The following is a 12,307-nucleotide window of genomic DNA, read 5'->3' as shown; positions in this document are numbered from 1 at the left end:
ACGTGATGGCCAGCCGCCCGACCAAACCGGTATTGCCGACCGGACAAACTACCCTAAAGCACCTCACCGCAGCCGGGTTAGCCCGTACTTCCGCTTCAGTGAGCTGATCACCTGGGGGCAGGCGCCGAGGGTGCGACTTCGATCACCGCCGCCGTCGTGCAGCAGCACGATCGAACCGGGGCGGGCCTGCTTGGCGATCCGTCGGCTGATCTCCGCGCTGCTGGTGTCGTCCCAGTCCGCCGGGTCGACGTCCCAGTGCAGCGGCTTCATGCCGAGGGACTTGGAGACCGCGACAACCGACGAGGTCCACTTGCCGCCGGGCTGGCGGTAGTACGGGACCTTGGCCCCGGGCACCGCCCGCTGGATCTCCCGGTTGGTCCGCTCCAGGTCGTCCCGGATCTGTGCCGCCTTCCGCTTGCCCAGCTTGAGATCGTGCTGCCAACTGTGGTTGCAGAGCGTGTGCCCCTCGCGCGCGATCCGGCGTACCAGCGACGGGTATTTGCGGACCTTCACCCCCACCACGCAGAAGGTGGCCTGGACCCCGGCCTTGCGGAGCTGGTCGAGTACCCCCGGCGTCCACTCCGGGTGCGGGCCGTCGTCGAAGGTCAGCGCGACCGCGCGGGTCCCGGTCAGCCGCTGGGTGTTCAGCGGGCCGACGGTGCCCCGGGCGGCCGGCTTCCGGGTCGGCGTCGCCGGTGTGGCCGCTGGCGGCGTCGGTGTGGGCGCAGCCGTCGCGGTCACCTGGGGAATCGACGGATAGGGCAGTGGTGACCTGGTCGGAACCGGCTTCTCGTTCGCGCAACCGGTGGCCAGCAGCAGCAACAGGGCGAGGCCGGCGGCGAGCGCCGTGCGTCGGGTCATCGAGCGGCTCCCGAGGGGTTTTCGGGTTACGGCTGCCCCACGTTAGCGGAGAGTCGGTACGGAAGCGATGTCCCGAATGCTCGGTAGCCGGGTCAGCGCCCCGAAGATGCGGGTACGTCCCGCAGCATCGTCAGCGCCTCGGCCAGGCTCGCCGGGCTGCGTACCCCGGGAGGCAGCAGGTCGGGCGGCCAGCCGGGGCCGGCGGCGACCAGCAGCGGCGGCGGCCAACTGCCGGCCCGTACCGTGCTGAGCTGGGCCGGGTCGCCGGTCGCCGGCCGGTGCGACCAGACCACCACGGCCTGCGGGGCGGTCCGGCCCACGGCGTCGACCAGGGCAGTCACCGGCACCCGCGCGCCGAGCAGCCGGCAGTGCACACCGACCTCGGCGAGCGCGGCGGCGAGCGCCTCCAGCGGCAGGCTGTGCTGCTCCTCGTCGGCGCAGGAGAGCAGGATCTGGGGTGGCGAACCGGCGGCCGGCGGCCGGGGTACCGCCGCCAGCGCCTCCGACACGCAGCGGGACAGCAGGTGCTCCACCTCGATGAACGCCGCGCTGGCGGCGTGCCGTTCGCCGATGCCGACCAGCACCGGCCGGAGCATCCGGTCCCAGGTCGCGACCACCCCGTCGGCGTCGATCGCCGAGCCGATGCCCGCGCGCATCGCCAGCGGGTCGAGTCGCATCGCCGCCCGGGCCAGGCCTCGGGCCGCCGGGCCGGCGGGGCCGACCGCGATCACCGTGCCTCCGCCGGTCCGCGCCGGCAACGGCCCGTCCCGGTCCGGCTCCTCCTCGGGTACGCCACCTCGGCGCGCCCAGTGCGCCGCCTCGGCCGGGGCGATCCCCTCGGCGGTCAACCGGCGCATCACGTCCAGCCGGTCCAGATCCTCGACGCTGTACCGCCGGTGCTGACCCGGCACGTGCCGGCTCGGGCCCAGCCCGTACCGCTGGTGCCAGCTCCGCAGGGTGGTGACGGCGATGCCGAGCCGCCGCGCGACGGCCCCGGCGCTCAGCCCGTCATCGGCCACCCGACCGCTCCGCCGGGTTGTCCTCCTGACCCGTGGGAGCTGGTACCTGCTCCCACCGGCCGCGGTTACCCGACCGGCGCGGCGCCCCGGCCGGAGACGACTGCACCGGTGACGACTGCATCGGTGACGCCTGTGCCGGCGATGACTGTGCCGGGCCGGTCAGCCGGCTGAGTACCCCGGCCAGCCACGGGGCGTACGCCTCCGGGTCGGCGTCCAGCCCGGCCCGCAGCTCGTCGGGGTGTACCCAGCGCAGGTCGGCCACCTCGTCCGGGTCGGGCAGCACCGTGCGGCCGGCGTCGAAGGCACCTCGGAGCACGTGGTCGTACTCGTGTTCCACCCGGCCGGTGCCGGGGTCCTCGGCCCGGTAGAGGTACACCCCGATCTCGGTCAGCGGCACCGCCTCGATGCCGAGTTCCTCGCGCAACCGCCGGCCGGCGGCGATGTCGAGCGGCTGGCCGGGTTCCGGGTGCCCGCAGCAGGTGTTGGCCCAGCGCAGCGGGAACCGGGTCTTGGCGGCGGCCCGCTGCTGGAGCAGGATCCGGCCGGTCGGGTCGACCAGGAGTACGGAGAAGGCCCGGTGCAGCCGGCCAGGCGGCCGGTGCGCCTCCTCGACCGTACGGGCACCGAGCGGGGTGCCGGCCTCGTCGACCAGTTCCACCAGATGCCGCTCCCGGTCGGTCGGCCGGCCCCGGTCGCCGAGGTCGCCACCCCGGTCCGCCCCCTCGCCCCGGTCCGCCCCCTCGCCCCGGTCCGCCTCGGGAGCCCTCCGGTCCGCCTCCGCGCTCCGGTTCCCGGGATCGTCACCCCGGTCCGCGCCGTCGCCTCTGCTTGCGCCGTCGCTTCCGTTCGCGTCGTGGCTCCGGCTCGCGTCGTCGCTTCGGCTTGGCGTGTTGCGGTCGGCTGTCATGGGCCACCTCCAGTCACCCGGGCGGCGGCGAGCTTCCCGGAGATCATCACCATAGGCACGCCCACCCCGGGTTGCGTGCCGGAACCCACGAACACCACGTTGGACAATGTGCGATGCAGGTTGCCGGGGCGGAACGGGCCGGTCTGCCACAGGCTGTGCGCGGCTGCGAACGGCGTACCGGCGGCCATCCCCGCGTCGGCCCAGTCGGCCGGGGTGACGACCCGGAGTACCTCGACGCTGTCGGCCAGCCCGACGTAGCCCCGGCGTTCCAGGGTGGCCAGCAGGTCGTCGGCGTACCGTCGGGGCAGGTCGCCGCGCCAGTCCAGCCCGGCGCCCCGGTCGAGGTTCGGCACCGGGGCGAGCACGTAGTAGCCGTGCCGGCCGGCCGGCGCGACCGACGGGTCGGTCCGGCTCGGGTTGGTGACCAGCAGCGACGGGTCCGACATCAGTTCGCCCCGCCGGATCACCTCGTCGAAGGTGCGCCGCCAGGCCCGCCCGAAGTGGATGTTGTGGTGGGCGATGCCCCGGTAGCCCTGCCCGGCGCCGACGTGCAGCACGACGCAGGACGGCGAGTAGCGCAGCCGGCGCGGGGGAGCGGCGTCGGGCAGCAGGTCACGGTACGCCACCGGCAGGTCCGGGTTGAGCACCACCACGTCGGCGGGGACGAACTCGCCGTCGGCGGTGCGTACCCCGGTGGCCCGGCCGGCGGAGGTCTCCACCCGGCTGACCGTGCTGCCGTACCGGATCCGTACGCCGTGCTTCTCGGCGGCACCGGCCAGCGCCCGGGAGACGGCGTGGATGCCGCCGCGCGGGAAGTAGACCCCGGCGACCGAGTCGAGATAGGAGATCACGGTGTAGATGGCGAGCGCGTCGTGCGGGGCGAGGCCGGCGTACATGGCCTGGAAGGAGAAGATCCGCCGGGTACGCGGGTCGGCGAAGAACTGGTCCACCTTGGTCTGCAACCGCCGGAACGCACCAGCGGCCACCAGCCGGAACAGGTTGGCGGTGAGCAGGTCGGTCGGGCGGTCCAGATTGCGGTCGATGAAGTCGGCACGTTCGAGCCGCCAGAGCCGGCGGGCGTAGTCGACGAACCGCAGATAGCCGTCGGCCTCGCGGGGGCCGCAGACCCGGGCGATCTCCCCGGCCATCCGGGCGGTGTCGGTGTGGACGTCCAGGGTGGACCCGTCCGGATAGTGCGCCCGGTACGCCGGGTCGAGCGGTACGAGGTCGAGCCAGTCGTCCAACTCCTCGCCGACCGCCCCCAGCGCCTCCGCGATCAGGTCGGGCATGGTCAGCACGGTCGGCCCGGTGTCGAACTCGTACCCGTCGACGGTGAGCCGGCCGGCCCGGCCACCCGGCACGGACTCGCGCTCCAGCACGGTGACCTGGCGTCCGGCCCCGGCCAGGTGCAGGGCGCAGGCGAGGCCGCCCAGGCCGGCGCCGACCACCACCACCCGGTCGGTCCGTCCAGCTACGGTTCGCACCCGATCACCTCCTGGAACCGATCATCATCCTTCGTCCAAGGTCAGCAAGGCACGGTTCTTCTCGTTTTTGTAACTGAAAGATCCCCTGTTGGCACCTAGGCAGGCCGCGCCCGCGCGGGCGAGAGTCGGTCGAGCGTACCCTGAAGCCTACGAGTTGCGTCGATTGATGCGTCGATTAGCCCTGGAGGGTCGGTGGAGACCAGTCTCGGCAGGTCCTACGAACGCTGCCGTGAACTGCACAGACGGCATGGTCGGACCTACTATCTCGCGACCCGGCTGCTGCCCGCCTGGAAACGTCGCCACGTGCACGCGCTCTACGGCTTCACCCGGTATGCCGACGAGATCGTGGACCGGACCGAGGAACTCCCGACCCCGGTACGGTCCGCCCGGCTCGCCGACTGGTCCGAGCGGTTCCTCACCGGGCTGCGCGGCGAGCCGGTGACCGATCCGCTGCTGCCGGCCGTGCTGCACACCATCGCGGTCTTCGACCTCGACCGGGCCGACTTCGCGGCGTTCCTGCGCAGCATGGCGATGGACCTGACCGTGACCGGCTACCCCCGCTACACCGACCTGCTCGACTACATGTCGGGCTCGGCGGCGGCGATCGGCACGATGATGCTGCCGATCCTGGGCAGCGCCGACCCGGCCGCCGCCCGCGAGCCGGCCCGGCAGCTCGGCTTCGCCTTCCAGCTCACCAACTTCGTCCGGGACGTCGCCGAGGACCTGGACCGGGGCCGGGTCTACCTGCCGGCCGAGGACCTGGCGAGGTTCGGGGTCACCCGCGCCGACCTGGTCGCCGCCGCGCGACGGCGCCGGGCCACGCCGCCGATCCGGCACCTGATCGAGTACGAGGTGAGCCGCGCCCGGCAGCACTATGCCGCCGCGGCGGCCGGGGTGACCCTGCTCGTCCCCGCCTCGCAGTCCTGCATCCGCACCGCCTACCTGCTGTACGGCGGCATCCTCGACGAGGTGGTCACCGCCGGGTACGACGTCTTCGCCGGCCGGGCCGTCGTGCCGCGCCGACGTCGGGCGGCGGTCGTCGCCCGAGCCCTGCTGACCCCGACCGGCACCCCACTGGCCGTTCCCGGGGCGCCACCCGGGGCAGGTCGCGGGGTCGCCGAGCCGCTGGCCGTCCCGTAGCACAGCCGGTAACCGGCTGTGCCTCGATGCAGCCGGCTATCCCTTGATGCTGCCGGTGGTCAGGCCGGACATGATGTTCCGCTGGAAGATCAGGAAGATCACCACGGTCGGGATCGCGGCGATCACCGAGGCGGCGACCACGATGTTCATCGGCGTACCGGCGGAGAAGGCGTAGATGCCGACGCTGACCGTACGGGTCTCCGGGGACGGCATCACCAGCTTCGGCCAGAGGAAGTCCTTCCAGACCGCCGTCACGGCGAAGATGGAGACCACCCCGAGGATCGGCCGCGACATCGGCAGGATGATCGACCAGAGCGTACGCAGTGGCGTCGCCCCGTCCATCACCGCCGCCGCCATCAGGTCCTCCGGGATCGAGTCGAAGAACCGCTTCAGCAGGAAGATGTTGAACGCGTTCGCGACCAGGGGCAGCCAGATGGCGAACGGCGAGTCGAGCAGGTTGATGTGCAGGATCGGCAGGTCGATCACGGTCACGTACTGCGGCACGATCAGGACCATCGCCGGGATCATCAGCGTCGCCAGCATCAGCCCGAGGATCGCGTTGCCGAAGATCGGCCGCAGCTTCGACAGCGAGTACGCCGCCGCGGTGTCCAGGACGAGCTGGAACAGCAGCGCCCCGGCCGCGTAGTAGAACGTGTTGAAGAGCAGCTTGGCCAGGTCCAGGTTGTTCCACGCGTCGACGTAGTTCTGCGGCTGCGGATCGTTCGGGAAGAGCGTCGGCGGGGTCTGCGCGATCTCCTGGCCGGACTTGAGCGCCCCGGTGACCATCCAGTAGAGCGGCCCGAGGAAGGCCAGCGTGAACACCAGCACGACGACGGTGAGCAGCGTCCAGTAGACGACCCTGCCGCGCCCCCGGCGGAGCTGGGCGGGGGAGATGAGGGTCCGGGTGCCGGAGTCCTGTGCCATGTCTCGCCCGTCCTAGTCCTGTTTCGAGGTCAGCCGCGCGTAGACGGCGGAGAAGCCGGCCAGCACCACGAGCATGATCACGCCGAGCGCCGCCGCGCCGTTGAGGTCGTTCTGGAAGAACCCGTGCTGGTAGATGAGGTACGCCACCGAGGTCGCCGAGTCCTCCGCGCCCGCGCCGTTGGCCAGGATCAGCGGCTCGATGAAGAGCTGCATCGTGGCGACGATCTGGAGCATCGCCAGCAGCAGCAGGATCAGCCGGGTCTGCGGGATGGTCACGTTGACGATCCGCCGCCAGATCCCGGCGCCGTCCAGCTCGGCCGCCTCGTAGAGTTCGCCGGGGATGTTCTGCAACGCCGCCAGATAGATTAGCACCGCGCTGCCCATGTTCATCCAGGTCGACGCGATCACCATCGCCGGCATCGTCATCTCCGGCGACTGCATCCACTCCGAGGTCGGCAGGTGCAGCGCCTTCAGGATCGCGTTGAAGAGCCCGGCCTCGCTGGGATCGTAGGCGTAGTACTTGAAGAGGAAGAGCGCCGAGGCCGGCGGCAGCATCACCGGCAGGTAGACCAGGATCCGCAGGTACCCCTTGGCGTGCCGGAACTCGTTGAGCAGGATCGCCACGAAGAACGGCACCGCGTACCCGAGGACGAGCGCCAGCACCGTGAAATAGAGGGTGTTCTTCCAGGCGGGCCAGAAGCTGGGGTCGTCGAGGATCCGGAGGTAGTTGTCCCAGCCCACCCAGGTGGTCTCGCCCCGGCGGGTGCGCTGGAAGCTCATCACGATGCCGCGGATCATCGGGTACCAGGAGAAGACGACGAAACAGAGCACCGCCCCGATCAGGAACGCGTGCCCGGTGAGGTTGTCCCGGACCTTCCGGCCGAGGCCGGTGGCGCGCCGTGGCCGTTCCGCGTACGGGCGGGCGGGGCGACCCGGCCTGGTGGTACCCGGGGCGGTGGTGATCGCCAAGGCAACTCCTGGAAAAGTCGGTGAGCGGAGGGTGCCAACGGTGTGGGGACCGATCCCGCCGGCCCCCACACCACCGGGGATCAGCTCTCGGCGGCCAGGAGCTGGTTGACCTTGTCCTCGGCCGTCTTGAGCAGCGCGTCGACATTGGCGTTCGGGTTCGTCAGCACCCCGGACATCGCGGCGTCGAGCACCGCGTAGACCGCCTGGGCGTTGCGCGGTTCACCCTTGATCGCGACCGGGGTCGCCTCGAAGATCGCGAAGTTCGCGGTGTCGACGTTCGCGTTCGCCTTGCGTAGTTCGAGTTCCTGCTTCTGCGCCTCGCTGCCGTTGGCGAAGAGCAGCGGCTGTGGCAGGCCCACCGGGTAGTTCTGCGGCTTGGCCCGTACGTAGTCGAACTGGCCCTTGCCCACCGTCAACTTCTGGTACGCGATCCACTTCAGACCGGCCTTGACCTGCTCCGGGGTGAGGCCCTTCTTGAAGAAGTAGCCCTCGCCACCGCCGAGCGTCCCCTTGGCCGGGCCGTCCTGGCCGGGAATCGGGGCCATCGCCCAGTCCTGGAACTTGCCCTGGAACTGGCTGACGATCGCCTGGGTGGAGTCCGGTGCGCCGACGAACATGCCGACCTTGCCGGCGGCGGCGTTGGTCAGCAGGTCACCCCACTGGAGAAGCTGGCGGGCGCCCATGCTGTTGTCGCCGTACCGCATGTCCTTGAGGTTCTGTAGGACCTGCTTGCCCTGCGCGTTGTTGAAGTCGGCCTTCTTGCCGTCCGGGGTCAGGACCTGGCCACCCTGCGAGTAGAGCAGGGCGGTGAAGTGCCAGCCTCCGGTGTTGCCGGCGCTGTATTCCGAGTACCCGGCGATGCCGTTGCCGAGCGCGGAGATCTTCTTGGCGGCGGCCCGGACGTCGGCCCAGCTCTTCGGCGGGTTGTTCACGTCCAGCCCGGCCCGCTGGAAGAGCACCTTGTTGTAGACCAGCCCCATCGAGTAGTTCTTCACCGGTACGGCGTAGAGCTTGCCGCCGTCGGTGAAGACCTCCTTGAGCGCCGGGTCGACGCTGTCCCAGGTCGGCACGTTCTCCTTGTTGGCGTACTCGGTGATGTCCATCGCCTGACCGGAGTCCAGCACCTGCTGGAGATCGGTCATGTACCCGTAGAAGACGTCGGTCACGGTGCCACCGGCGAGCCGGGCGGTGAAGTCCGGCGGGTTGTTGCACTGCTCGCCGACGCTCACGCTCTTGATGACGATGTCGGGGTTCTGCCGCTGGAACTCGGCGACGTCGGCGTTCCAGTTCTGCAACAGCTCCTTCTGGGAGCCGACCGGCTGGCAGTCGACCGTGATGGTGACCTTGCCGCCGGCGTCGGAGTTGTCGTCGTCGCTCTTCGTGGAGCATGCCGCGAGGCTGAGTCCCAGGCCGGCCACGAGCGCCAGCGCCGCGGCCTTCCGGTACTGCGGTACGGACATCTGTCCATCCCTTCGGGAACGGGGAGTCTCCATGACCTGGCGTCACCGTGGCCAGGCGCCCTGCCGCTGGTCCGCACCCGCCAGGTGACCGGCCCTGGAGCTGTGTGGCGTCGTGTGTGAGTGGGGTCACTGTAGCGAGGCGGACTCATTTCCGCAAGATATCGATTGCGCCATGAAAAGACACGACTTGATTACGGCAAATGATGACAACGATGTGAGACCCTGTCCGAAATCAAAGGCTTTCAGGAGGTCTGCCGGCGACGGCTTCGGGCAGCTCGGTGGCCGGTGAGCCGGGGTGCGTCGCAGATCAACGCTTGCGAGCGCCAGGCGACCTTCGGGTACCCGACAGAACGCCGGCAGAAGAATGTCCAGAGAAGACAGATCGCGACCAGCAAACCGGCAGCGCGGCGATCGGGCGCGCGGGTCCGGGCGGCTACTGCCCGCCGAGGCTGCGGACCGCCCGGTCGAGGTCCCGACCACGCAGCGGTGGCGGTACGGCGCCGAGCAGGAACCGGTCCGGGCGTACCACCAGCAGGGTCGGCCCTCGGCCGAGCGCGCCGGCGGCGTCGTCGATCGACCCGCTCTCCGGCCGTCCGGGGTTCGGCTGGTCGGTCGTCAGCGTCACCGCGTCGCGGGCGGCGATCCAGGCGAGTGCGTCGGCATCCGCCACGGCCGTCGGATCGCAGCCGACCCCGATCACCGCCCAGCCGGAGCCGAGCCGGCCGTCGAGCCGGACCGGCCCGGCGGCCGTGGACACCAGCGGGTTCGGCAGCATCCGGCCCGCACCGGGCAGGTCGCCCGCGGTGCCCTTCGGCAGCGCCGGTCGCGGCCGACTCTGCCGGGCGGCCCCGGCCGGCAGCCCCGGGACCGCCGCCACGGCCCTGATCAGCGACCGGAGTACCGCCGAACCGGCGCGGTTGCGGGTCTGCAGCACCCGGCCGACCGCCAGGCTCACCCGGATCATCTCGGCGACGTGCGGCCGGCGTTCCCGCTCGTACCCGTCGAGCAGCCCGTCGTCGGCGAGCCCGCGCAGCACGTCGGCGAGCCGCCAACCGAGGCTCTGGGCGTCCCGGATGCCGCTGGCCAGGCCCTGGGCGGCGAACGGCGGCATCAGGTGCGCGGCGTCGCCGGCGAGCAGGATCCGGTCCCGGCGCCACCGCGTCGCCTGCCGGGCGTGGAAGGTGAAGACGGCCACCCGGCGGATCCGGATCGCCTCCGGCGGCGTCCACTCGGCGACCAGCCGGCGGACGGACTCCGCAGTGCTCATCTTGGCCGGGTCCTCGTCCGGATGCAGCATCCACTCCCAGCGGCGCCGGCCGGGGCTGGACATCGTCACCAGCGGCCGGCGCGGGTCGAGCACCATCGAGGTGGACGGTTCCACCTCGGCCTCGTCGGTCTCGGCGTCCACCACCAGCCACGGCATGGCGTACGTCTGGCCGTGGAAGGGCAGCTCGGCCAGTCGTCGTACGGTGCTGGACGCGCCGTCGCAGCCGACCACCCAGCGGGCGCGTACGGTCGTACCGTCGTCGAGCCCGACTCGGACGTGGTCGTCGGCCGGGTCGAGGGCGGCCACCGAACGGCCGAGGCGTACCGCCACGTCGGGCAGTCCGGCGACACCGGAGCGCAGCGCCGTCTCCAGGGCCGGTTGGTCGATCAGCGCCGCCGCCGGTACCCCGAACCCGCTCTCCGTCGGCGACAGGCTGAGCAGCAGCCGGTGGTCGGGTGCCAGGAACCGGGAGTGTCGGACCCCGACCGCCCACCGGTCGAGATCCGCGACCTCGGGCAGGCCCACCAGCACCCGCAGCGCCTCGGCGTCGAGTACGGCAGCCCGGGGCAGTGCGCAGGGCGCCGCCTCGGGATCGACGACCATCGTCGAGACGCCGCGCCGCCCCAGCAGCGCGGCCAGTACGGCGCCGACCGGTCCGTACCCGGCGACCAGCACGTCGACGTCGATCATCCGGCTGCCCCTCCCCGTGGCCGTACGCCGATCCGACCCCGCGACGGGCCGACCCGGGCAGCCGCAGCGTACGCCCCGATCCGGGTAGACCGGGTGATCCGAGGCACCTGGCCGGCCGGGGCCGGATCGGGAAAGCTGGCGGTATGGCTGAACAGCACCGGACGCACGTGGAGATTGACGAGATCGCGCCCACCGATGTGACGGCGGACGCGGACGTCGTGGTGGTCGGCTTGGGCGTGGGCGGTGAGGAGACGGCGAACCGGCTCGCCGCCGCCGGCCTCTCGGTCGTCGGCATCGAGCGCAACCTCGTTGGCGGCGAGTGCCCGTTCTGGGGGTGCGTACCGAGCAAGATCATGATCCGGGCCGGCAACGCGCTGGCCGAGGCACGCCGGGTCGACCACCTGGCCGGGCAGGCCCGGGTCGAGCCGGACTGGAGCATCGTGGCCAAGCGGATCCGCGAGGAGGCCACCGCCGGCTGGACCGACGACGCCGGGGTCGAGCGGTTCACCTCGAAGGGGGGCCGGTTCGTCCGAGGCACCGGCCGGCTGGTCGGCACCGGCCTGGTTCGGGTCGGCGACGAGACGTTCCGGGCCCGGGTCGGCGTCGTGCTGGGTACCGGCACCACGCCGGTGATCCCGCCGGTGCCGGGGCTGGCCGGCACGCCGTACTGGACCAACCGGGAGGCGATGGAACTGGCCGAGCTGCCCGGGTCGCTGGTGATCCTCGGTGGCGGCGCGATCGGCGCGGAGTTGGCACAGGTCTTCGCCCGGTTCGGCGTACGGGTCGGGATGGTGGAGGCCGGTGAGCGGGTACTCGCACTGGAGGAGCCGGAGTCGTCCGAGCGGGTCGCCGCGGCGCTGCGCGCGGACGGGGTGACCGTGCACACCGGAGCCCGGGCCGAGCGGGTGGAGTACGACGGCAGCGGCTTCACCGTGCACCTGTCCGACGGCGACCGGCTCCGGGGCGAACGGCTGCTGGTGGCCACCGGCCGGCGGGCCGTACTCGACACGCTCGGCCTGGAGACGGTCGGGCTGGACCCGACGCGGCGGTTCGTGGCGACGGACGACCGGATGCGGGTCGCCGACGGGATCTGGGCGGTCGGCGACCTGACCGGGCACGGCGCCTTCACCCACGTCGCCATGTACCAGGCCGGGATCGCGATCGACGACATCCTGCGCCGGGCCGGCGTGCACGACACGGCCGGCGACGGCCGGCGGGCGGACTACCGGGCGCTGCCCCGGGTGACCTTCACCGATCCCGAGGTGGGTGCGGTCGGGCTGACCGAGCGGCAGGCCCGGGACCGGGGGCTGAACGTCCAGGTCGGCTTCACTCCGCTATCCGAGTCCAGCCGGGGCTGGATTCACCAGGTGGGCGACGAGGGCTTCGTCAAGCTGGTCGCCGACGCCGACCGGGGCGTACTGGTCGGGGCGACCTCGGCCGGCCCGGTCGGTGGCGAGGTGCTGAGCGCGCTGGCGGTGGCGGTGCACGCCGAGGTCCCCGTGACGACGCTGGCCGGAATGATCTACGCCTACCCGACCTTCCACCGGGCGATCGAGACGGCCGTGCGCGCTTTGTTGCGGTAACGC

10 protein-coding genes are annotated in these 12,307 nt (G+C 71.7%); 2 read left to right on the top strand and 8 right to left on the bottom strand.

The annotated features are described in order from the left end of the window. Window positions 1-63: 63 nt before the first annotated feature. The 4 genes from Pma05_RS21690 to crtI all read right to left on the bottom strand — a co-directional run bounded on the left by Pma05_RS21690 (window position 64) and on the right by crtI (window position 4,271). The gene (locus tag Pma05_RS21690) at window positions 64-861 is read right to left on the bottom strand and encodes a polysaccharide deacetylase family protein (protein ID WP_203859285.1); all 798 of its coding nucleotides are present in this window, start codon (window positions 859-861) and stop codon (window positions 64-66) included. Window positions 862-953: 92 nt separating this feature from the next. Then, window positions 954-1,880: a MerR family transcriptional regulator gene (locus Pma05_RS21685; RefSeq protein WP_203859284.1), complete on the bottom strand. Its 927-nt coding sequence runs from the start codon at window positions 1,878-1,880 to the stop codon at window positions 954-956. Further along, a complete protein-coding gene (gene idi / locus Pma05_RS21680) occupies window positions 1,870-2,541 on the bottom strand; it encodes an isopentenyl-diphosphate Delta-isomerase (RefSeq protein ID WP_239312827.1) in 672 nt (223 codons plus the stop codon). Before idi ends, Pma05_RS21685 begins: the two co-directional genes overlap by 11 nt. 242 nt (window positions 2,542-2,783) lie before the next feature. Beyond that, the gene (crtI, locus tag Pma05_RS21675) at window positions 2,784-4,271 is read right to left on the bottom strand and encodes a phytoene desaturase family protein (RefSeq protein ID WP_203859282.1); all 1,488 of its coding nucleotides are present in this window, start codon (window positions 4,269-4,271) and stop codon (window positions 2,784-2,786) included. 192 nt (window positions 4,272-4,463) lie between these two features. On the opposite strand from crtI, the gene Pma05_RS21670 reads away from it, so the two are divergent. Continuing rightward, entirely contained in the window at window positions 4,464-5,411 is a 948-nt protein-coding gene (locus Pma05_RS21670) for a phytoene/squalene synthase family protein (protein ID WP_203859281.1), read from the top strand. Window positions 5,412-5,447: 36 nt separating this feature from the next. Here the strand turns inward: Pma05_RS21670 and Pma05_RS21665 are convergent, their stop codons facing one another. From Pma05_RS21665 to Pma05_RS21650, 4 genes are all read right to left on the bottom strand, one after another. Beyond that, the gene (locus Pma05_RS21665) at window positions 5,448-6,335 is read right to left on the bottom strand and encodes a carbohydrate ABC transporter permease (RefSeq protein ID WP_203859280.1); all 888 of its coding nucleotides are present in this window, start codon (window positions 6,333-6,335) and stop codon (window positions 5,448-5,450) included. A 12-nt stretch (window positions 6,336-6,347) separates the two neighbouring features. Next, window positions 6,348-7,304 (bottom strand): carbohydrate ABC transporter permease, encoded by a 957-nt coding sequence (locus Pma05_RS21660; RefSeq protein ID WP_203859279.1) that lies wholly within the window; start codon window positions 7,302-7,304, stop codon window positions 6,348-6,350. 80 nt (window positions 7,305-7,384) lie between these two features. Continuing rightward, a complete protein-coding gene (locus Pma05_RS21655; RefSeq protein ID WP_203859278.1) occupies window positions 7,385-8,764 on the bottom strand; it encodes an ABC transporter substrate-binding protein in 1,380 nt (459 codons plus the stop codon). A gap of 433 nt (window positions 8,765-9,197) precedes the next feature. After that, a complete protein-coding gene (locus Pma05_RS21650; protein WP_203859277.1) occupies window positions 9,198-10,721 on the bottom strand; it encodes a bifunctional 3-(3-hydroxy-phenyl)propionate/3-hydroxycinnamic acid hydroxylase in 1,524 nt (507 codons plus the stop codon). Between the two features lie 143 nt (window positions 10,722-10,864). On the opposite strand from Pma05_RS21650, the gene Pma05_RS21645 reads away from it, so the two are divergent. Continuing rightward, a complete protein-coding gene (locus Pma05_RS21645; protein WP_203859276.1) occupies window positions 10,865-12,304 on the top strand; it encodes a dihydrolipoyl dehydrogenase family protein in 1,440 nt (479 codons plus the stop codon). Window positions 12,305-12,307 lie beyond the last annotated feature (3 nt).

The organism is Plantactinospora mayteni (assembly GCF_016862935.1).
Taxonomy (GTDB): Bacteria; Actinomycetota; Actinomycetes; order Mycobacteriales; family Micromonosporaceae; genus Plantactinospora; species Plantactinospora mayteni.
Note: the sequence above shows the minus strand (reverse complement) of the source record. Positions and strands in the feature narration are given on the sequence as shown.